At 57.7% G+C, this 21,091-nt stretch carries 19 protein-coding genes; 6 read left to right on the top strand and 13 right to left on the bottom strand.

Annotated elements, in window-relative coordinates; translation table 11 throughout:
• Positions 1 to 46 precede the first annotated feature (46 nt).
• The 3 genes from JOE65_RS05350 to JOE65_RS05340 form a co-directional block, all read right to left on the bottom strand.
• Positions 47 to 1,336 carry an ISL3 family transposase gene (locus tag JOE65_RS05350; protein WP_205162236.1) on the bottom strand — a complete coding sequence of 430 codons (1,290 nt, stop codon included), beginning with the start codon at positions 1,334 to 1,336 and terminating at the stop codon, positions 47 to 49.
• A 91-nt stretch (positions 1,337 to 1,427) separates the two neighbouring features.
• Positions 1,428 to 1,832, bottom strand: coding sequence for a hypothetical protein (locus JOE65_RS05345; RefSeq protein ID WP_205162252.1), 405 nt, complete (start codon positions 1,830 to 1,832; stop codon positions 1,428 to 1,430).
• Between the two features lie 1,312 nt (positions 1,833 to 3,144).
• Positions 3,145 to 4,071, bottom strand: coding sequence for an Ltp family lipoprotein (locus JOE65_RS05340; protein WP_338021549.1), 927 nt, complete (start codon positions 4,069 to 4,071; stop codon positions 3,145 to 3,147).
• A 346-nt stretch (positions 4,072 to 4,417) separates the two neighbouring features.
• Between JOE65_RS05340 and JOE65_RS05335 the strand changes: the two genes are divergently transcribed.
• The 6 genes from JOE65_RS05335 to JOE65_RS05310 all read left to right on the top strand — a co-directional run bounded on the left by JOE65_RS05335 (position 4,418) and on the right by JOE65_RS05310 (position 11,793).
• Entirely contained in the window at positions 4,418 to 4,912 is a 495-nt protein-coding gene (locus tag JOE65_RS05335; protein ID WP_205162251.1) for a transposase family protein, read from the top strand.
• A gap of 625 nt (positions 4,913 to 5,537) precedes the next feature.
• A complete protein-coding gene (locus tag JOE65_RS05330) occupies positions 5,538 to 5,894 on the top strand; it encodes a hypothetical protein (RefSeq protein ID WP_205162250.1) in 357 nt (118 codons plus the stop codon).
• Between the two features lie 40 nt (positions 5,895 to 5,934).
• Positions 5,935 to 6,969, top strand: a complete 1,035-nt coding sequence (locus tag JOE65_RS05325) for an IS30 family transposase (RefSeq protein ID WP_205162249.1) — start codon at positions 5,935 to 5,937, stop codon at positions 6,967 to 6,969.
• Positions 6,966 to 9,290 (top strand): putative transposase, encoded by a 2,325-nt coding sequence (locus JOE65_RS05320; RefSeq protein ID WP_205162248.1) that lies wholly within the window; start codon positions 6,966 to 6,968, stop codon positions 9,288 to 9,290. Before JOE65_RS05325 ends, JOE65_RS05320 begins: the two co-directional genes overlap by 4 nt.
• Before the next feature lie 187 nt (positions 9,291 to 9,477).
• Positions 9,478 to 9,771: a transposase gene (locus JOE65_RS05315; protein ID WP_205164030.1), complete on the top strand. Its 294-nt coding sequence runs from the start codon at positions 9,478 to 9,480 to the stop codon at positions 9,769 to 9,771.
• A gap of 1,044 nt (positions 9,772 to 10,815) precedes the next feature.
• Positions 10,816 to 11,793: an AEC family transporter gene (locus tag JOE65_RS05310; protein WP_205162247.1), complete on the top strand. Its 978-nt coding sequence runs from the start codon at positions 10,816 to 10,818 to the stop codon at positions 11,791 to 11,793.
• Positions 11,794 to 12,044: 251 nt separating this feature from the next.
• On the opposite strand, the gene JOE65_RS05305 is transcribed toward JOE65_RS05310, so the two are convergent.
• The 10 genes from JOE65_RS05305 to JOE65_RS05260 form a co-directional block, all read right to left on the bottom strand.
• Complete coding sequence (locus JOE65_RS05305; RefSeq protein WP_205162246.1) at positions 12,045 to 12,842, bottom strand: FadR/GntR family transcriptional regulator; 798 nt, start codon at positions 12,840 to 12,842, stop codon at positions 12,045 to 12,047.
• Between the two features lie 63 nt (positions 12,843 to 12,905).
• Positions 12,906 to 13,700, bottom strand: a complete 795-nt coding sequence (locus JOE65_RS05300; protein ID WP_205162245.1) for an SDR family NAD(P)-dependent oxidoreductase — start codon at positions 13,698 to 13,700, stop codon at positions 12,906 to 12,908.
• A 100-nt stretch (positions 13,701 to 13,800) separates the two neighbouring features.
• Complete coding sequence (locus JOE65_RS05295) at positions 13,801 to 14,799, bottom strand: alpha-ketoacid dehydrogenase subunit beta (RefSeq protein ID WP_205162244.1); 999 nt, start codon at positions 14,797 to 14,799, stop codon at positions 13,801 to 13,803.
• Positions 14,796 to 15,776, bottom strand: a complete 981-nt coding sequence (locus tag JOE65_RS05290) for a thiamine pyrophosphate-dependent dehydrogenase E1 component subunit alpha (protein WP_205162243.1) — start codon at positions 15,774 to 15,776, stop codon at positions 14,796 to 14,798. The genes JOE65_RS05295 and JOE65_RS05290 overlap by 4 nt, the downstream gene beginning before the upstream one ends.
• 10 nt (positions 15,777 to 15,786) lie before the next feature.
• Positions 15,787 to 16,014: a lipoyl domain-containing protein gene (locus tag JOE65_RS05285; RefSeq protein WP_205162242.1), complete on the bottom strand. Its 228-nt coding sequence runs from the start codon at positions 16,012 to 16,014 to the stop codon at positions 15,787 to 15,789.
• Positions 16,015 to 16,461 (bottom strand): PCC domain-containing protein, encoded by a 447-nt coding sequence (locus JOE65_RS05280; RefSeq protein WP_205162241.1) that lies wholly within the window; start codon positions 16,459 to 16,461, stop codon positions 16,015 to 16,017. It lies immediately after the preceding gene.
• Positions 16,462 to 16,991: 530 nt separating this feature from the next.
• Positions 16,992 to 17,756: an SDR family NAD(P)-dependent oxidoreductase gene (locus tag JOE65_RS05275; protein WP_205162240.1), complete on the bottom strand. Its 765-nt coding sequence runs from the start codon at positions 17,754 to 17,756 to the stop codon at positions 16,992 to 16,994.
• A gap of 28 nt (positions 17,757 to 17,784) precedes the next feature.
• On the bottom strand, positions 17,785 to 19,221 hold the full coding sequence (locus JOE65_RS05270) for a TRAP transporter large permease subunit (RefSeq protein WP_205162239.1): 1,437 nt from the start codon (positions 19,219 to 19,221) through the stop codon (positions 17,785 to 17,787).
• A gap of 3 nt (positions 19,222 to 19,224) precedes the next feature.
• On the bottom strand, positions 19,225 to 19,725 hold the full coding sequence (locus JOE65_RS05265; protein ID WP_205162238.1) for a TRAP transporter small permease: 501 nt from the start codon (positions 19,723 to 19,725) through the stop codon (positions 19,225 to 19,227).
• A gap of 7 nt (positions 19,726 to 19,732) precedes the next feature.
• A complete protein-coding gene (locus JOE65_RS05260) occupies positions 19,733 to 20,746 on the bottom strand; it encodes a DctP family TRAP transporter solute-binding subunit (protein ID WP_205162237.1) in 1,014 nt (337 codons plus the stop codon).
• Positions 20,747 to 21,091 lie beyond the last annotated feature (345 nt).

The following is a 21,091-nucleotide window of genomic DNA, read 5'->3' as shown; positions in this document are numbered from 1 at the left end:
CGGCTCTTCGCGTTTCGTGGTGAATATCAGCCCGCTGAGATGAATTTCATGCCACCGTCCGGGCAGCACTTCTCAATAGGATACGTGATTGGTAATTGGTCGGATTGCGGAACCCTCGAGCAATCCGTTTGATGTTTTTGATCATCGTGTTGGCTGCCTCGACTTTCGCCGTGGTGACCCGGGTGTCGAGCAGTGTTTGGATCTCTGGCCACCACTTGGTCACGGTGGTCAGCAGCCGATCAGTTTCCATCATCGCCGCCGACTTGACCTGGCGCTCAAAGAACTCTTTTCGCTCTTGGACGCTGGCCGGATTGCTACTGGAAAGCATCAGTCGCAGTGCTTCCTTCACTCCCCAGGCGGCGGCGAGTTCCTGGGTCGGATCATCGGTGGCGAAGACATCATCGAGTCGTTTCTTGCCGGCGTCGGAGAGCGTGTCGTAGCCGCGCAGCAGCAACCGCCTGTGGGCCCAGGCCTTGTCCGTTTTCAGGCCGCGGCGCCCGTGTTGCTCCCGGGCGACGCGCTGGCGGACCCCGGTGAGCATGTCATTGGCCAGCAAGACGAGGTGGAAGTGATCCACTGAGACGGCGGCGTCGGGCAGGTGCTCGCGCAGGGCTTTGCGGAACGCCGCCGACGGGTCGATCCCGACCGTTTCGATGCCGGCCAGCCAGGCGGCGGGTCGGGACTTGAGCCAAGCCCCGACGCCGTGGCTGTCGCGGCCGTTCACGATGCCCAGTACCTGGCCGGAATCGACATCGACGATGGTGGACATCCATGGCTCGAACCGGGACCATTTCCCGCTCTGCTGGTCCTTGAACCAGCGCACGGATCGGTAGCGGTGCTCATCGATCCCCAGCCGTGCCGGGGTCAGCAGGTCCACCGATGGCAGCGCCAGGGCGGCAGCGACAACAACAGTGTTGACCAGCCACCAGGAGACCCCGAACGCGGCCGCGACCTCGCTGGCCGCTCTGCCGGAGGAGACGACGGCGTCTTTGAGCGTGTCCTTGAGTCTGGCCGTAGACCGGGCGAAGCGGGGCACTTGCGGGGTCGACTCGGCAAAGGTCTTCCGGGTGCAGGCAGGTTCGTCACAGAAGAACCGGCGCTTGGCCCACCACACGCTCACCAGCCCGGCGACAAGGATGTCGCGAACCCGCTGTCTCCGTCTCGAATGCACCCGGGTGGAAATCATGCCGCAGCCAGGGCAGCCCGGCGGGAAGTCCGAGGCGATGGTGACAACACGGATACCGTCACCGTTCGTAACGGCGGTGACGATTCGGTAGTCGGGCAGATTGAACAGTGTCGTCGCCGCATCCGGGCACGACTGGGTAGGCTGGTTCAAGGCTCGTGGTTCCTGACTTGAGAAGAATGCTAGACACATCCATCTCAACAGGGCCACGGGCCCTTACTTTGCTACGACACGAACCCCGGATTCACCACCAACCGTGAAGAGCCTCCTTACCATTTGTCAGAAGTGCCGAATCGGAAAGGTTGGTGGTGGGTCTCCGCAGGTTCCGGCGCTTGAGGGTGTCCGGAACGTAGAGCGATCGAAGTTGCTTAGGGCCGTCCTCGAGTCGATTTCCTGAGTCGAGCTCACGCAGAATGCGGTTCGCTAGCGGAAGACGTTCTTCGGGCTTAGTAGACTGCAGGCCCGCTCGGACGGCCTTCTCGATATGCCGGGACAATAGGTCCACCGCATAATCCAAATCGACGCTTTCTATCCCTGGCTGCAGCTCGGGCGACTTGGCCAGACGAGTCCTAAGAAGCTCCGTAACCAGCGATTCATAGAGACCTTCCGGCAATTTTCCCGCAGCCTTTTCCCCATTTAGTTCACTCATTCACCCAGGGTAATCCACTGTCGCGGTAAGCCTTCCCAATAGACGGTTTACTTGGACAGAGAGTTTCGAATTGTCAGCACGCTTGGGATGGCAGACGCTATGACACCAAGCCTCAATGCCTCCTTCATCATGGCGGGCAGCTAGTGAAGGGTTACTCAGGCCAAGCGAGCTCACGAGGATGAGTGTCGGATTCGCGGTGGAGAGGAACACGGAGCTACAGTATCGGGCCGCTTCACCTGCACGTGATGATCGCCTGCGGGACATATCAATCACCAAAAACTAGCACCTTCTTAACGCGTCCAGGCTGAGCCCAGCCCAGTGACTTCGGGCGTCCGAGCAGTTCCGCTTACGCTTGCTCAACACATAGTCTTAATCCCTGAGCAATTTCATCCCCGGAAGCGACATCGTCAAGTGGAATGAATGCCGGGAGCGACTGGTTGGCCCGCCAAGATTGACTATCTATGTTTGAAAACACTTGCCGAGCGAAGGTACTCTAACCAGCCGTGAGCCAAAGCAGCTTCGCCGCGGTGAAGCTGTAAGGACCACCTCCCAAAAGGCTCTAGTAGCGCTCTGACGCTATTTGCGCGCGAATCAACGCTCCCCGCCTTTCCCTGCGCGTATCGGCCCACGCCGCAAAGTACTGCGCAGTATTCGGGAATAGAATCAGCTCATCGGTTGAAAGAGGCCTTACTGAGGTCGGTGCATGAGGGGCCAGCACGAACCGAAGAGGCTCCCCCGTGCCTCTTCTTCATGTTTTCTCGCATGATAAACGGAAAAACGAGGGCGGATTCGACTTCTGCTTCCACCCCGAGCCCATCCCTGAACATGACGATGCCAGAGCTCGAAGCGCCAGATACCGTCTCCCCAAAGTAAATACTATTCGCACCCGCGGTATTCAATCCTTGTCGTAGTTTAGCGGACGCTCTAAGAGGAAAGCCATCCTGTCCCACGTTAAACTGGATCCGCGAATCGCGTGCTTGTTCTCTCCATATTTTTCTCGTCGTGCGCATCCTCCAGCCGATAACAAACCGGCCCGGGCGGCCCGATGAGGGACGTTTGCTGGGTTTCACTCTAGGACGGCATAGCGGCGCAGTAGACCTGATGATATGAACCATCTGTAATGCGCATGAGCGTTGTTCTGTCTCTTTGGCATCTACACAGTGCACACAAATAGCGCACACGAGGGGATACGTTTAGAAAAGCGTGCACAGGGCAGACGAGTCTTCTTGAGCGGGAGCCCCATCGCGAGGATCACCGGATGGGCTCTCGGGCTGCTCCCAGGCGAGACTAGAAATAAGACTGAGACAGACCGCTAGAGACCTGTCTGAGCCACTCCGTACTCGGCTTGCTCCGGGGTGAAGCTGTTGTAGAGCAACTGGTCGACCAGTCCGGAGCGCGAGAAGGAGCTGAACTCCAAGTAGCTTTTGGCTTTCTTGGCTGCCTGTGCGTTCCAGTCGACGGTCACGTGGTCAACGGCCCACGTCGCATCCTCAGTTGAAAACTTGTTGTACTCCAGTTGCGAGATCAAGCCGCTGCGCGAAAAGGCGCTGAAATCGAGGTAGCTAGCAGCCTTCCGCGTGGCGTTCTGCTGGCTGACCGTCCCTCTCTTCGCCTCCGCCTCGGCCTCGGCTTTTGCCTGAGCTGCCGCATCGGCCTCTGCCTTGGCTTTAGCAGCAGCGGCGTCCGCGTCAGCCTTAGCTTTGGCAGCAGCGGCGTCCGCGTCAGCCTTAGCTTTGGCAGCAGCGTCAGCCTCGGACTTCGCTTTGGCAGACGCTTTCGCCTCGGCCGCTGCAACAGCAGGATCCGTTGTGGGCGTTGGAGTAGCCGTCGCGATCTGTGCTGTCGGGGTTGCCGTAGGAGTGGAAGCAGCGGGCGCAACCGAGTTGGAGGAGCCAGCCTGGACTGAGTTGACGACGATGCTCAGAAGAATCAGAACGCCTGTGACAATCAGCGCCACCTTCTTGTTCTTGTCGTAGCCCTCCAGCGGAAGACCTTGCTTGTCCCTGGTCTTGTTGGCAAGCACCAAGATGAGGTCGATGAGGGCCCAGACGCCCAGCCCACCAAGGGTGATCAGCTTCAGGATGCCAGTTCCGACTTTGCCCAGGTAGAACCGATCGATGCCTAAAATGCCGAGCAGGAGGGACAGCAGCCATGTTACGAGGAAGGACTTATTGCTTTGTTGTATCTGTCCATAACCATTGGCTGGAGGATAGGGGGATGTATAGGGAGTTTGGCTCACAAGAGTCCTTCCATAGGACACCCGACCAACGTGCGAACCGAAGCATGCGGGGTGGGTGCGGTGATGGACGTGCATGGAGGGAACTCGCCGAAGAGCGCGGGCCGCAGAGGCGCTCGCTTGCACCTGCCGACAGTTATGATCATGATCGCTTCCCCCAATAGCGTCACGGGCGATATTGCCCGTACAACGGATGCTACACGTAAACCGGTTCTTCCCGGTCGGTGGTGATTCCGAGATTCGTATCAAAGTAAATTAAGCGCCTGTGGCCCTGGAGAGATGCGCGTCTAAGCATTCTTCTCAAGTCAGGAACCACGAGCATTGATCCGGCGTACCCAATCGTGCCCGAATGCGGCGACGACACTGTCTTAACCTGCCCGATTACCGAATCGCCATCGCCGCTACGGACGGTGATGGTATCCGTGTTGTCAGGGTCGCTTCGATCTTCACCACGGATTGCCCTGGCTGCGGCATGCTTTCCGACCGGGTGCATTCGAGACGGAGACAGCGGGTTCGTCACATTCTTATCGCCAGGCCGGTTAGCGTGTGGTGGGCCAAGCGCCGGCTCTTCTGTGCCGAGCCTGCCTGCACCCGGAAGGCCTTTGCCGAGTCGACCCCACAGGTTCCCCGCTTCGCCCGGTCTACGCCCAGACTCAAGGACGCCGTAGTCTCCTCCGGCAGAGCGGCAAGCGAGGTCGCTGACCCGCTCGGGGTGCCGTGGTGGCTGGTCAACGCGGTTGTACTCGCCGCAGCCGCGGCCCTGCCGTCAGCGGACTCGACTAGGCGGTTGCTGCTGCGCGACTACGACACGCTCTCCGACGCCGGAAAAAAACGACATCGATGATGTCTTCGCCACCCACGAACCGACTTAGGATGTCGCTGCCGTCTGTGGTTTATAGGAAGCCTTGCGGCCGATCAACCATAAATTACGTATCCTACTAAGAAGTGCCTCCCCGACGGCGTCATAAGTTCATCTCAGCGATCTGGTATTCACCACGAAACGCGAAGAGCCAGTTACTTGGTCATTACAAAGCTTTTTGACATTGACGAGGCACATGGCCGACGTTTCTTCCTGCTTCAACGAAACGCCGACAAGGGGCTGTTAGGTCAAGCTGGCCGGACGGCGTAATATCGGCCGCGCTCAGACAAGTGCCTTCGAACAGTGACCAAAGTTTGTTGGCGTCGCCTCATCTTTTCAACAACACATCGAGCACCGAAGGAATATACCGGGTACACCAAATCGGGCACGTCGCCGAGTGTCTCTAGGATTCGCCTCTATGATTCGAAGGCGACCGTTCGTAGAACTGACTTCTTATTCAGCCCGCCCTACAGAACCCCTGGTTGGGTCCCTATTAGCAGCCCAGCTGGCATGGGCCCTGTTTAGTGATCCATGCCAACCGGGCTCCTACCTAGGGACCCAACCACACCCAACTGCTATGTTGTAGATCACGTCAACAAGGGGGCACTGATTGAGCGATCCGCACTGGTCTGCAACGAGCCACGCGCTGGCAGAACTAGCCCGCATCGTCACGGAAGCCCAAGCCACCAACCCGCTCGCACCGGTCACCGTTATGGTCCCCTCGCACGCCTCCGGCCTGGACGTCACGCGCTACCTCGGCAGGACACTCAACAACGGCACGGGAAGCGTAGCCATTCACGCCTACAGGCTGCACGATCTCGCAACCGAACTCATCGCAGCGCACCCAGCAGTGTGTGGCCGTGCCCCGCTGCCGCCGACCATCAGACTCGGCGCGACCAGCAAAGCACTCACCGAACAACCCGGCATCTTCGCACCAGTCGCAGACCAACCAGCCTTGGTGTCATAGCGTCGTAGCAACAAACATAGTTGCATAGAGGGAGTTGCTGGTGGCGCGGAGGTTGTTGACGTTTGCTGATCGGGCGGACATTGCGGTGGGGATCCGGGCTGGTCATACGGACCGACAGATCGGGGTGGAGATCGGCAGGGACCATACGATCGTGTGGCGGGAACGGAACCGAAACTCGACGAAGACTCGTGGCTACAAGCCGGTGACCGCGGACTGTAAGGCAGAGGATCGCCGGAGGCGCCCTCAGACCCGCAAGATCGGTACGGACCCGGTCCTCGCTGCCCGGGTGAAAGCGGACTTGTTCCGCTCCAGGACACCACGTCAAGTAGCTGGGCGTTTGCTTTTGGAGGCCGCTGACTCCAGCGTTGAGACCATGGTGAAATCTCCCGACGCGCAAGGCCGGACTGTGTCTCACGAAGCGATCTACCGGTGGATTTACGCGATGCCTAAAGGCGAGCTCGCACGGGAAGGGATCCTGCTGCAATCCAAGCGCACCGCTAGGAAGCGTCGCAAGCCCCTTGGTGAGCGTACTGGCGGGAGGATCATCGGGATGGTCAGTATCGATGACCGGCCCGAAACCGCATCGGATCGTCGTGTTCCTGGGTCGTGGGAAGGGGATCTGGTGGTCGGCAGGGCAGGCAAGACCGCTGTGGCTACTCTGGTGGAGCGCTCCAGTAGGTTCCTGATCATGCTGGGCCTGCCCGAGGGCAAGAAGGCCACTGGCCTGGCTGATGTGCTCATTGATCGGGTCAATGATCTGCCGGCACTGATGCGCGGCTCCCTCACTTGGGATCAGGGAACCGAGATGGCCCGCCACGCCCAGCTAACCGTCGCCACGGACCTGCCGGTCTATTTCGCCCACCCCCACTCTCCTTGGGAGCGGGGCTCGAATGAGAACACGAACGGACTGATCAGGGAGTATCTACCCAAAGGTATCGAGATCACCAGCCACCAGCCCTACCTCGACGCTATCGCCGATGAAATCAATGACCGCCCACGCGCCACCCTGGGCTACCTCACGCCACGAGAAGTATTCACCAAACTACTCAACGACAATGTTGCTACCACCGCTTGACACCAAGAGCCACTGCCCGCGCCATAGCGCGGACCCCCGTCGTCCTCGAATCGGTCCAGCCGCAGCCCGAAGCAGAGCATCCAGAAACACAGCAAGCGGACGCCCTCCCCCAGCTGACGCAGGAAGTCCTCGGTTCGTCGGCGGCGTTGCTGGAAAACGCCACCGATGGTGGCAAGGTCTTCCTCAACGGCCAGTTGTGCTGGGTCTGGGATGCCGGCCAGGATGATCTGCGCCGCCTAGCAGCCGTGCAACTGGTGCAGGTAGGAGCCGCGCGCGTAAATGAGGTTGCTGCCGGGTTCGGCGTCACCCCGGAATCCTTGCGGCGCTGGCGTATCAGCGTTAGCGGTGAAGGCGTTGCGGCGCTGGCGTCAGTGAAAAAGGGGCCCAAGGGCCCGACGGTCCTCACCGGGGCGAAAATCATCGACATCCGGGGGCACCGTGCCAGTGGGGCGAGCCTGCGCGCAACGGCCCTCGCTGCCGGAGTCTCCACCGACACGGTCAGGCGTGCACTGGCCTCCATCGAGCCGGCTCCCGCCGAACCGGCAGTGGACATGGCGGATTCGCCGGCCGGCGCCCCCGCAGTCTCAGCCGTCCCAACAGAACCGGTGTTGCCGGTGTTGCCGGAACCGGTGGACCGGACCGGGGAGCGGGCAGCGGCCCGGGCCGGGTTGCTCGAATCCGCGGGCCCCGTCTTCGCTCCAGCGGCCCGGGTACCCCTGGCCGGTCTGTTTCTGGCGTTGCCGGCACTGGAAGAGACCGGATTGCTGGCCTGCTCTATGGCAACCTTCGGGTCGTTGCCGGACGGGTTTTACGGACTGGAAACCATTCTTCTCGATGCGGTGCTGCGGGCTTTGGCCGGCGAGCCGCGGGCTGAGGGCGCGACCCGCTTCGACCCTGCCGCCCTGGGGCGGGTGCTGGGATTGGACCGGGGGCCAGAAGTAAAAACCATCCGCCGTAAAATCACACACCTGGCCGCAACCGGCAAAGCCGGGGAACTGATCACCGTCCTGGCCACCCACCACCTGAACAACACCGGTGAACCCGGCGGGGACCTGGCCGCCGTTCTCTACGTTGACGGGCACGTCCGCGCGTACCAGGGCAGCAGAAAAATCGGGAAGATCCACTCCACGAGGCTGAAGTTCCCGACTCCGGCCACCGAGGAAACCTGGGTCGCTGACGCGGAGGGCTCCCCGGTGATGGTGGTGATGGCCGAACCCGGTGCCGCCCTGACCGGGGAACTGCGCCGGCTCCTGCCAGAGCTGCGCACCATTATCGGTGACTCTCGGCCGGTGATGGTTGGCTTTGATCGCGGAGGCTGGTCACCGGCGCTATTCAAACACATGGCTGAAACCGGCTTTGACGTGCTCACCTGGCGCAAAGGCGCCACCGAGAACATCACCGGGGGCCTGTTCGCACCCGTCACCCATGTTGACGCCCACGGTGAAACCAGAACCTGGACAGCCGCGGACACGGTCGTTGACCTGCCCTTGGCCAGCACCGGGGAAGCCTTCCAGATGCGGCAGATCAGCCGTATCGTGGCCGCCAGCGGCGAGGGCACCCGGCAGATCCACATCCTCACCACCAACACCGAACTGCCCGCCGGGGAGGTGATCCACCGGATGGGGTCCCGCTGGCGGCAGGAGAACTACTTCCGCTACGCCCGCATCCATTTCGACCTCGATTCCCACGACGCCTACACCAGCACCGATGACGACCCCGCCCGCTCGGTACCCAACCCCGCCAAAAAGAAGGCCTACCAAAAAGTCCTCACCGCCCGGACCCACTATGCCCAGGTACTGGCCGATACGCACGCCGCGATGCTCGCCATCAGAACCCCGGACCCGGGAACCAGCGAAGTCCTCATCACCAACGCCATGCAGAACACGGTCAACGCCCCGCTTTCAGACGCCAGTGCCGCCCTCGACCAGGCCGAAACCGTGCACAAGGAAATCCCCGCCAGGGTGGCGTTAGGGGAACTCGCTCCCGGCCAGCAGGTCCTGGACACCGACGTCAAACTAATCACCCACGCGATCCGGATGGCAGCCTTCAACACCGCCACCACCCTCGCCCGGGAAATCCGCACGAACACCGGATACGCCCGCGCAACCAAGGAAGCCCACACCCTCACCCGGCAGGCGCTCACCAGCAGCGGGGACATCGACACCACCACCGCCGGCTACCTGACCATCACACTGGACCCTTTACCAACAGCCCGCGCCACAACGGCAATCGCCGAACTCTGCCAACAACTCACCACCACACAGACCCGATACCCCGGCACCGAACTCATCCTGCGCTACAACATCAAAAACCATACCTGAGACCCACACGCATTAACTCACCATGTCAGGAGCCCTGAGGGATACCTCAACGAAATCAGTGCATGGCGCCAACGTGCCGGCAACACGACGGAGCAGCGCATTGCACGTGATGAAGCTGTCATGCTGACCACTGCCATCTGCCGAGACGACAAGCAGCTGAAACGGAACAAAGAGCAGCTGGCAAAGTCTGGGAGAGGAACTCACCCCTAGACTGCCGAACCAGGCCGGAATCGGACCAGTTACCACCGGCGCCATCCTTATCACCGACTCATACCATGGCTGGATCCGCTCCGACGCCGCTCTCGCCGCGTTGGCTGGTGTCGCACCGTTACAGACATCTTCAGGAAATACCGTGCGCCACCGGCTCAACCGCCACGGTGACCGGCAACTGAACAACGCCCTGGACGTGATCGCCAAACCCGAATGCGATGTGATGCAGAAACCCGGAAATACGCTGAACGTCGTACCGCCGAAGGCTTGAGCTCCAGGGAAATTAAACGCGTCCTGAAACGCTATATTGCCCGAGACCTCTACCGTCAGCTACAGCACCTGGCCGCTTGACTTCAAATATAAAAGAGTCAATTGAAAAGAGCCGGGTATGATCGGAAACAGAGTTGGACCCAGAATTACCGGGCCGCAGCAAGATCGCGAGAGGTTCACCTGTGCCTCGACGCCATGGTCCGGGAACGAAATCAGTGCGTGGAGTCCGAAACCCTTCTTCCAAGGCAGGCGAGCGTCCTACTTCTCCGAGTGGGAGTTCAAAAGGGACGCTTCTAAGTCGATAGTCAGAGGATTCTCCAACACTGTTCAGGTGCGGGCGTGACTCCTCCCCAGCGCGCGCCCACACATGGGCCCGCGTTGCGGCACGTGTGCAGTTGATCGCTCCCAACGTCTTGACCAGCTTCACCTGCGACAGGATGGTGAATATCCGACTGATAGTCGGGTCCGATGCCACGCGTCAGTATACCTCTGGCTAGTTACGGAGCCGGTCTACCTCCAAAATGCAGTCCCCGACCGTCGCCAACTAGAGTGCCAGATCGGTCAAGCTCTTAGTTATGGATGGTGAACGGTTGGCGCCAAGGCACCAGGGCGTCCGATAGACCAGCTGTGATACCAGAACTCTTTGCCATCGACGCCAGAATCGCACCACCGCCTTGGGACACCAACCCATACCCGGCGTCATCAACTCGAATGGACGGCTAGAAACCGCTAAAGTAGTTCACCTGCAGGGTGCTCCTGATGTATCACGAAAATATGGTGTGGTAACTACATTTTCCCACATCAGGGCACCTTTTAGACTTTAAATCGCCGGTCCGAGCCCACCTACATGAAAGACGAGGCGAGTAATGAAGATTGGGCCACCTAGCCAGCTGTCCCTTCGACATACCCGGGTTGGCCTGCACGCATGGCGCTACCCTCTGGCTAGCTTTCGTTGCCCTCCATCATCTACGCGCACGCCCAAGATCGCCACTAACATTCACACCTGTTGTGTACACAACTGCAGGACTGGACGGCACGATTCCTAATGTTCACTGAAGTACTAATTAAAGTACTGCCTCTATTTTTGGTCGTTTTTTCCGGATACCTGGCCAGCTATTGGGGTAGGTTCCGCGACGGTGCTGCTGAGTCTTCCATTAGTGCTTTTGTTTTCTACGTTGCGCTTCCTGCGCTTCTATTTAAGATAGCAGCGGAATCAGATTTTGCTGCCGGCTTCCCCCTGGCATTCCCGATACTTATTCTTGGGACCACAGCAGCCTTTGCTGGTGCCGTCTTCGTTTTGATCTGGTTTTTGGTTGGGCGAAACGTGAAGAGCACTCTAGCTGTGGCAATGGCGGCAAGTTACGGGAATGTTGCGTACCTCGGAATTCCCGTGATTATCGGCGTCTTAGGCGAGGCAGGAGGTTTGCCAGCCGGGATGGCACAGCTGTTTCACAACTTCCTCTTCATGCTCGGATATCCCATTCTTTATGGTCTGCTGTTGATTAGACCGACAGCAGGGATGAACCGATGGGCGATAGTCAATACAGCTATGCGGAAAGCGATATTTGCCAGTCCAGTTTTTTGGGGAATCGGGTTGGGGGTTTTAGTCGGCTTGACAGATGTGACAGTACCCGCACCAGTCACTAGTTATATTGACATCCTCGCCGGGGCCGCGGCTCCAGGAGCGTTGTTTGCCATCGGCTTGAGCTTGCGAAATGCTGTTCTAAACTTTTCGGGGGGAGAATTGAATGTTCTACCTCTGTTTACTGCCGCGGGAGCAAAGCTTCTCTTGCTGCCGGCAATTACTGCCGGGACTGCGATGTGGTTAGCGCCGGAACTTCCCGAACCTTGGTTTGTCGCTCTTGTACTGGCGGCAGGAATGCCGACGTCGGCAACGGCATTCGTATTGGCACAGGCTGACGGCGGTGATGGAAGAGCGGCGGCAGCTACGATTGTTGTTACGACTGCCGCGTCCATTATAACTCTTCCATTAATCGCACAGTTATTCATTGTTAGTGCATAGAACCGGCGTCTGCGGCTCGACAGCCTCGCAAGGATTGGCCGGAGCTTTCCCTATCGTTCGATCGAATCCAGGACCTAGGTGTGGCCCTCCGTCCTGGACGGCGAAGCCATCACCATCTTACTATTCCCGGTCTAACGATTAACTCTAATTATGCCGATCTCAGGATTATGCCGACTTCCCTCAGTAATGTCCCCGGTTGTATATGTGCAGCCAGATGAATCTGACTCGAGCGGCCTCGAGTCTGCACTCCTTCATGGCGCTAATTCAGCGCTGGCTTTTGAAGTTCCGGCCACAGCGGTTAGTTGATTCGATCCCGGCGGGAAATCCAAATGCTCTTCCGATTCCTTCTTGTGAGCTCGATCGTCGGATCGATGATTATTGATTAGAACGTCCAGCCATTCGAAGTGCTGGTCGATAGCGGAGAGGACGGCATCGTATTCTTGGTCTTGCACAGCGGCCAAGATATCGCGATGGACTTTCCGCATAGTAACTCGGTCTTCACTCAAACTGAGACTCTGGACAGTTTCCGCCAACACTTGGGAAAGAACCTGAGAGAAGAAACGCAGTGCCGGGGATCCGGACGCGTCGAAAAGCGCACGATGGAAGTCCATGTCCGCCTGTCTGAGCCGCTCGCCGTCGTTTGTTTCGTCCATCATGTCAACCGCCACGGCCATATGCGCAACACTAACGTGGTCATGCCTGCTAGCCGCTTCGAGGGCAGCTTGACGTTCCAGCGCCATGCGCACGGTAACTATAGATTCAAGGGTGAGATCCGACGCCATTAATCCCAACGTCAGAACCTCACTGATGGTTTCGGGCCGGAGGCCTACGACGAAAGTTCCCATCCGGCCCCGCCGCTCCAAGATTCCCATGGACTGCAGTTTGCCCGCGCGATCACGAAGAGCGGTTCGGCTCACTCCGAGCTCCTCGGCTAGCTGACGTTCGCTGGCTAACTTGTCGCCCGGTTTCATGCCTCTGATACGCCTGATCAACGCATGGGAAATGGGGTCTTTGCCCAGAATCATTCTGGTGCCTTCGTCTCGACTCATTATCTTCAGACCCTTCCTCCAGTGCCGGACTCAACCAATACCCAACAGGCTAGAGTCTCTCTCCTAAGTCGGGCTTGGGACTGAATGCACCAGTCCCCCATCGACCGGCAGACACACACCGTTGATGTACTTCGATTCGTCCGATGCAAGAAATAATGCGGCATTTGCTACATCGAAGGAATTGCCCATAGAGCCGGTCGGGCAGACTGCGTTCCGTGCTTTGAGCATCTGCTCAGTCGACGAATAGTTCGCCGCTATCTGCTGGTACATCATAGGCGTTTCTATGAAGCCAGGTGCTACGCAGTTGGCTCGCACACCTCGGTTTGCGTACTCCAAGGCAATGCTCTTGGTGAACTGGATCAGTCCGCCCTTGGAAGCTGCGTAACCCGGGTAATTGTAGCCCAAATATCGCATTCCACCAATTGAGGCGATGTTCACAATCGCTCCACCTGTCTGCAACAGATGCGGCAGGACGTGTTTAGTGGTAATGAAGGCACTGGAAAGGTTCACCGCAAGGACCTTATTCCATTCCTCCTCAGTCATCTCCAATGGACCCCCCATGGGTGCAATACCCACGTTGTTGTGCAGAACATTTGGGGCACCGATCGCGGCGACGCAGGCATCGACGGCCTTTTTAACTGCTCTGGAGTCTGTGACATCGGCCTCTGTCCCCGTTACCACCGCTTCCGGCTGCTCTTTCCGTAGAAGGGCCAGACCGTCCTGGAGCGCGACAGCGTCGTTATCGGCTATGAAAAGGCGTGCGCCCTCTCTCGCGTATGTCAGGGCCGCCGCGATCCCATTATTGATTACCCCACCTCCGGATCCGCCGCCGAATATCAGCACCGTTTTGCCCGTCATTCGGTGTCCCATTTGCTTCATTCCACGCTTTCTTGTTTTCGTATGCTGGCGCCGATAAATACCGCCCATCGGCGGTGCTAGTCGCCGCACTTGCAATCTGCTATAACTTCCCTGCTTTGCGGACCTCGCGTAGGGCATCGAAGACCTGATCCACTCCTGGGATCACAGCATTCTCGAGAGGTTCGCTGTAAGGAATAGGCGTCCGTGCACCGCCTAAGCGAACAGGCGGCGCATCAAGTTCCGCCCATGCCTGTTCGACGACTGTGGAGGCGACTTCGGCGCCCCACCCATAATCCCTGACGGCTTCATGGGCCACGACTAGATGCCTGGTTTTCCGAACTGACGTGAGCACAGTTTCCATGTCGAACGGGTAGAGGGTACGCGGGTCGATAACCTCAGCGCTGACCCCGTGTTCGGCCTGGAGCCGTTCCGCCGCAACCAGAGATCGGGTGAGCAACTGCTGTGTTGCCACGACCGTTACATCAGTGCCTTCCCGTGCGATCCTCGCCTGGCCAAACGGCACTGGTCGGAAATCCAGCTCACCCTTATCGTAATAGGTATTTTTGTGTTCCAAGAAGATGGTCGGATTATCGCTTTTCACAGCAGTGCGCAGTAGACCATATGCGTCTGCGGGCGTGCCCGGCACCGCGACTTCCAGACCAGGAATATGGGCGAACAGTGTCTCCAGCGATTGCGAATGCTGGCCTGCTTTGCCGACGCCGGAACCACCGTTGGTACGGATGACGAGTGGGCAGTCAAACTGGCCGCCGAACATATAGCGGCTCTTCGCCGCCTGGTTAATGATGCCGTCGAAGCCTAGGAAGCTAAAATCTGAGTACATGATTTCGAGAATCGGTCGGCTACCACGCATGGCTGCCCCCACAGCGGCGGATATAAGGACTTCCTCGGAAATCGGGGTGTCCCGTACACGTTCCGCGCCAAATTCTTTGGCCAATTTCCTCGTCACACCGTGAATACCGCCACCGGTGCCCCAAGATGTGATGTCCTCGCCCATGATGAAGGCCTCGGGCGTATCGCGTAAGATATCGGTCAACGCTGAGTTAAGAGCCCTCCAGGTCGTCAGAGTTTTAGTGTTCATGCTGGAACTTCCTTCTTATAGACGTCTTGGGTAGCCTCAGCCGGATCGGGGAAAGCCGAATTCCGTGCGAACTCTTCCGCTTCCTGTACTATGCGTACCGCTTCAATCTGGATTTCTTCCCAGTCCGGCATGGTCAGGACACCGGCGTCCAGTAGTTCCGCGGCAAGGCGGGCAATTGGGTCCTTAGCCTTCCATTGTTCTACCTCGTCTTTTTTCCGGTATATCTCGGTGTCTCCCGCCATGTGTCCGAGGTAGCGGTAGGTGTCTGCGATGATGAACGAAGGGCCCCGACCCTGCCGCGCCCGCTCGACGCCTTCAGCCGCGGCCGTATAGGTTTCACCAAGGCTCATGCCATCAACGTCGACGGATGGGACTCCATAGGCCAAACCGCGTTGCTTAAGATCAGGCTGCGCAATCATCTTCTCGATTGGAGCAGATTGTGCGTAATGGTTGTTTTCGCAAACGAAAACCACCGGAAGCTGCCAGATCGCCGCCAAGTTGAAGGCCTCAGACATTACCCCCTGGTTGGAGGCTCCGTCGCCGAAATACACCACAGAGACAGCATCCGTACCCTGGATTTGCGCTGCGAGGGCAGCTCCAGTCGCAAGTCCTATGCCGGCTCCCACGATGCCGTTGGTCCCAAGGATGCCGAGTTCCGAGACGCCAATATGCATCGAACCGCCCTTCCCGCCCCCATAGCCGTCACGTCTACCTAGGATTTCGGCCATTGTCCGGGCCGGATCCGCGCCCCGTGCCAGACAATGCGCATGTCCCCGGTGGTTAGACGCAATGGAGTCCTGCGGCCCCAAAGCCAATGAAACACCGGTAGCCACCGCCTCCATGCCGACCGAAGGGTGAGTTGAGCCGCGAATCAATCCTTCTTCAGACAGAATCGGCATCCGGCTTTCAAACTGACGGATCATTGACATCATCTTCAGCCCGTCAAGACCCTGTTGGTTGAAATCAAAATGTGCCATAATTTTCCCTCTATTCAATAACCGCGATGATGGTGTCGAGCTCAACTAGATCGCCTTCATCAACGCGCAGACTAATGCGTCCGTCAGCAGGAGAACTAAATTCGTTGGTCGTTTTCGACGTCTCGATCTGGCATAACGCCTGCCCTTTGACGACACTTTGGCCCTCACTGACGAGCCAATCAACAAGATCCGCCTCTGTCTCGTTTCCTAGGAACTCCGTGGTCAGGACAATATTCATCTACTTCTCCTTCAGTCTTAGCGCGTCTGTGGACGCTGCACGGTCGTGAGATTCGTTTATAAAAGGAACCGGGTTGACTTCTTGGACAACCAACTCGAACGTGACCGAGACTGGATTCGCGCCCTTGACCAGCCGTCCAGCATGCACGTTGCCGTGTTTGTCGACGAGCGTGCAGCTTAAGTGAACGACTGGCCGCCCGCGTTGGTTTGACTCAAGGTGACCGACGAGGGTGACCACTTCAGTCGCAGGACCGTCGACCTTTTGTGGTGGACCGCCGCTATTCGGTTCAAAAAGAGCACCGATCAAGCTGCCGGTGCCTCCACGGACTATCGCCGTGCTGAAGCCGTTGTCACTGCAAATCCGTAATACAGCGTCAGTGATATCCTCGTTGGGCAGCACTCTCGCTACTACGGTCCGACAGGTGGGGCCTGCCATATCGGAACTCATGGTCTGTCCTCCAAACTTAGCTTGCGGGGTGAAAACGGGGAGGAGAGTTTCCTTGCAATCAGCACTCGTCAGCTCAATACCGTCGAAGCTAATCAGTGCGACCGACGGCCCCGGATCACCGATGTGGGTCTCTGGCCACAAATGTCCTGCCGCCAAGGTTCCGTCAGGAAGACACCAGATGCAATGGCAGTGCATGAAGAAATCGCCATTCCTCCGGCCCAGCACAGCCGTTCCAAAGATCAACTTAACGTACGCCGCGGTACGAGTTTCGCTGTAGCTAACGGCCCGCCCTGATTGGCCGTCAGCCGGGACGCAGTAGCTGATGGGCGATAGGACCCCCCCCAGAAGTTCGGCTACCCCTGAATGGTGTCCGTTGGCCGCCAACAGATTATGAAGCCCATCTATTAGCCGTCCACCGCCTGGCAAACGCTTGAGCGTCGTCTTGGACGTACCCTTGACCATTTGCAGCCGTTCCTTTTGCAAGGGACCTGGGTGGGTAATTTTCACCATATTTCCTTCCCATCCGGCGGTTAGCCGATCGCCGATCCGCCACAGACCTTCAGTACTTGTCCGGTCACAAAAGATGATGCCGGAGAGGCCAGATATGCCACTGCTTCTGCCACGTCAGCTGGCGTCCCCATTCGTTTAATCGGCTGGTTGCCGAAGTCGTAGGCGACGGAACTCGTCATCGGTGTTTCGATTGGGCCTGGGGCCACCGAATTGCAGGTGATTCCTAGGTGCCCCACCTCCTTGGCGATCCACTTCGTCAACGCAATGACTCCACCCTTCGACGCGGCATAGGCGGGGCCGGATCGGCTGTCCTCCTCTCCAGAGGAGAAAGGACCGCCCATGATGCCGGAAATGGAACTGATGTTGACGATCGAACCAAAACCTTGGGCCGCCATGTGTGGATGGACGGCGTGTTGAATGAAAAGGAACGTTCCCTTCAAATTAGTGTCAATATCGCGCTGCCACAGCTCCTCTGTCATTTCGCCCAACCCTACGCGGGCACAGGTGCCGGCATTATTGACCATGACGTCGATGCGTCCAAAAGTTGCGACTACCCAGTCGACTGTGTTTTTTACTCCGACAGCATCACGCACATCGACAGCCCGGCCCTCAACCCGTGCTCCGGATATATCCTGTCGAATTTTTTCAATCGCCTCCGCCGGCTCCAAAAGATCGACTAACACGACGACGCAGCCGCGGCTCGCGAGAGTACGCGCAATTTCTGTCCCGATACCTTGGGCTGCTCCGGTTACCAGGCAGACCCGTTCGGCTAGCTGTTCAGTCATAAAGCGGTTCTCTCTTTCAACTTCGCTGTTACATACCCAACAGATCGGGCAGCCAATTGGATAGGCCCGGGATGAATGCGATCAGCAACAGTACGACCAAGGACGCGATGAGGAATGGCACAATGCCTTTTGCGACTTGCGTTAGTGGAGACTTGGCAATCCCCGCCGCCACGAACAGGTTTACGCCGACCGGCGGAGTAATTAGTCCAATAGCCAGGTTCACTGTCATCATTATTCCGATGGTGGTGATGTCGTATCCCACAGACAGCAAAATTGGTACAAAGATGGGTATGAATAGAAACAGAGCGGAAATCGCATCAATAAATGCACCGGCTATCAGCAGCAGAACCACGACCAGGAACATGATGACGATGCCATTGTCCGTGATGCCGAGGATAGCATCGGACATCCGCCGAGCGATTCGTTCGGCGGTGATGATGTAGGCGAAGATAGAAGCGCATCCGACAATGATCATTACCACAGAGGATTGCACAGCCGCTGAGATAAATATTCTTCCAATATGGCCGACCTTGATTTCCCGGTAGAAGAAGAGTCCTACTACCAACGCATAGAATGCGGCCACCACTGCAGATTCTGTAGGGGTGAAGATGCCCCCATATATGCCGCCCAAAATAATGACAGGTACCAAGAGGCCTGGAATGGCGTGCACGAATCTCGCTCCCACGTCTTGCAGCGATGCTCGCCCCCTCTGGTGGGTAGCGTGTGCCGACAGCTTTTCGATTTCATCCGCCTCACCAGAATGCGGGGTGCCATCGATGAAAAGGCCCGCAGACCCTCCGCTACCACCAAGACCATGACCAGCTGCCCCGCCTACTGGAACCGGAGCAGGGACACGGGTGGCAGCGATACGTGGGACCGTTCGTGCAGCTATGTACAACGCGAGGGCCATGAGAAAACCGGGGACCACCCCCGCCATGAACAGCCGCGCGATAGAGACCCGCTCGTAATCACTCGCGACCACGCCAAATATGATCAGAGTGATGCTCGGCGGAATGATGATACCCATCGAACCGGCGCTTGCCAGCATGGCGGCGGCATCATGCTTGAAGTAGCCGTTGCGAACCAGAGCCGGAATTAAAATGGCGCCGATTGCAGCCACCGTTGCAGGACCGGATCCCGAGATGGCGGAGAAAAAGAACGCTGCGATGATTACCACCATGGCGAGACCATGTTTGCGATGACCAACGCAGGCATCGGCGAGATCTATGAGGCGTTTCGATATGCCGGCGTACTCCATAATCACTCCGGCCAGGATGAAGAACGGGATGGCCAGAAGCGTGGGCGACGACAACGAGGCGTAGAAGACGCTCGGTGTCGTCGCCAAATTGTCGATACCACCAAGGAAAACAAGGGTCACGATGGACGCCAAGCCTAATGCGAAGGCAACGGGGACGCTCAGAAACAGAAGAATGAAGAACGCTCCAAAAAGAACAGCTTCAATCACTGGCTACGCCTCCATTCTTGTGGCAGTGGGGTTTTTTGGTGCGCTCCCGACCCCGACAATGGTTGCTTGGACGGCGCGGATAACTCCGAGCAGCGCTCCCAATGGGAGCGCTGCAGACAACAGACCCTTCGGCAACCCCAGCGCTGGCGTCGTCTGATGCCGCCCAAACTGCTCAAGGGAGATGTCGAGTCCAAATTTGAACAACGCCGCATAGAAAAGCACGATGGCCAAGCCACACAACACAACGATCGCTTGATGTGTTCGTCCAGTCGCCTTATCCCGCAGCAAAGTGAAGCCCAAGTGACTGCTCTCCCGAATACCGATGGCAGCACCAACCATTGTCAGTAGGACAGCCAGATTGACGGTTAACTCAGTTGTGAATGCCAGTGACGCGTTGAGTAGGTAGCGCGACAGAACGTTGGCGAAGGCGACAATACTGATGACACTAAAAGTCGCTACAGCGAGAGTATTTTCAACTATGTCGAGGGAACGTAGCTGTTTCAAGACTAGATCACTTTGGTTGAACTGCGTCGGCGACTTCCGCTCCCCAGACCGATTCGTATTTGTCGTATATCGGTTCCATTGCCGTATTGAATGCGTCGCGTTGCTTAGCGTTCAACGTACTAACTTCCATGACTTTCTTCATCTCTTCCAGTTGGGTATCCTCCCGGCTCCGATTGCTTGCCTTCTGGACGGTGTTGGCTTCGTCAGCCGCCTTCTGCACAATCTCCTGGTCTTCCGGTGAAAGCGACTCGTAAAGGTCGTCGTTCATGCCGAGAATCAGTGGGTCGTAAACGTAATTCCACATAGTCATGTAGTCCAGCACCTCAGTAAGTCCTGACGAGTACGTCACGTCCAGTGGATTTTCCTGACCATCAATGGTGCCCTGTTGCAGTGCGGTGAAGACCTCCGAGAAGGTCATGGTGATCGGGTTGGCGTCCAATGCCTGATAAATGTCCTGAAAGAGAGAAATTTCAGGAATTCGTATCTTGATTCCTTCAAGGTCAGAGGGAGATTCGATTGGCCGAACGTTGTTAGTGATTTGCCGGAAACCGCTCTCGCCAAATCCCAAAACCTCAACTCCGAGATCATCTCCAAGCTTCTTGTACGCCTCCAGCGCCGATGCCTCTATGGTCGCGTCGGCCTCCTCGTAGCTGTCATAGAGGAACGGTGCATTGATAGCACCAAACGGTTCGTCAATGCCAGCATAAATGATAGTTGAATGGTAAGAGAAAGCTTTCTCCCCATTTATTAGCTGCTCGAGACTAGCGACCGAGTCCCCACCCGAGAGTTGCTCATTAGTGTAGAGATTGAGCTGCATCCGGCCATCAGATTCCTTGTCTAGAACTTCCGCAAACTTCTCCGCACCCTCATACCAAGAAGATTGTTCGCCGACTGTAATCGTCATATCCCAGTCATAGGTTTGGCCCTTAGCCTCCGTCTCGCTACTTGCGCCCGGGTCTCCCGAGCAGCCGGCCAACACGACGGCGAGCCCTGCAAACGGGACAATGTACTTAGCTTTCATCCTGAATACTCCCTTGAACGGATAGGCGCCGGCTGTTCCGGCGTCTAGCTACAAACTAACGGGTAATGACCGGTTCGTTGCTTGACAACTCTTTGTGATGCAGTTCACTCAGTATGTACCCCAGGTCATACCAGCGCAACCGTCTGGACGACTCAGATGAACTTTTGGACGCCCAGTATGGGACTCTGGTGGCCCAGAGTTGTTGGGGTTGGCTAACCTTGCAATTTCATGAGTATGTGGTCCGAAGGCGTACTCAAGTCCTGAAAGGTCCTCTGACGTCGGAAAAGGTTGTTGCTGTACCGCATTTCCCATGCACATCACGCTTCGCGTCACAGCTTCCTAGCA

The sequence above is a fragment of the Arthrobacter roseus genome (assembly GCF_016907875.1).
GTDB classification, from domain to species: Bacteria; Actinomycetota; Actinomycetes; order Actinomycetales; family Micrococcaceae; genus Arthrobacter_J; species Arthrobacter_J roseus.
Note: the sequence above shows the minus strand (reverse complement) of the source record. Positions and strands in the feature narration are given on the sequence as shown.

Bases quoted from the DNA above. Each gene is read 5' to 3' on its own strand.
- JOE65_RS05285 (WP_205162242.1), bottom strand. From the start codon at position 16,014: ATGAATATTGTCCTGACCACGGAGTTCCTAGGAAACGAGACAGAGGCG.
- JOE65_RS05305 (WP_205162246.1), bottom strand. From the start codon at position 12,842: ATGAGTCGAGACGAAGGCACCAGAATGATTCTGGGCAAAGACCCCATT.
- JOE65_RS05335 (WP_205162251.1), top strand. From the start codon at position 4,418: ATGCGGCGACGACACTGTCTTAACCTGCCCGATTACCGAATCGCCATC.
- JOE65_RS05260 (WP_205162237.1), bottom strand. From the start codon at position 20,746: ATGAAAGCTAAGTACATTGTCCCGTTTGCAGGGCTCGCCGTCGTGTTG.
- JOE65_RS05310 (WP_205162247.1), top strand. From the start codon at position 10,816: ATGTTCACTGAAGTACTAATTAAAGTACTGCCTCTATTTTTGGTCGTT.
- JOE65_RS05295 (WP_205162244.1), bottom strand. From the start codon at position 14,799: ATGAACACTAAAACTCTGACGACCTGGAGGGCTCTTAACTCAGCGTTG.
- JOE65_RS05275 (WP_205162240.1), bottom strand. From the start codon at position 17,756: ATGACTGAACAGCTAGCCGAACGGGTCTGCCTGGTAACCGGAGCAGCC.
- JOE65_RS05300 (WP_205162245.1), bottom strand. From the start codon at position 13,700: ATGACGGGCAAAACGGTGCTGATATTCGGCGGCGGATCCGGAGGTGGG.
- JOE65_RS05290 (WP_205162243.1), bottom strand. From the start codon at position 15,776: ATGGCACATTTTGATTTCAACCAACAGGGTCTTGACGGGCTGAAGATG.
- JOE65_RS05345 (WP_205162252.1), bottom strand. From the start codon at position 1,832: ATGAGTGAACTAAATGGGGAAAAGGCTGCGGGAAAATTGCCGGAAGGT.
- JOE65_RS05280 (WP_205162241.1), bottom strand. From the start codon at position 16,461: ATGAGTTCCGATATGGCAGGCCCCACCTGTCGGACCGTAGTAGCGAGA.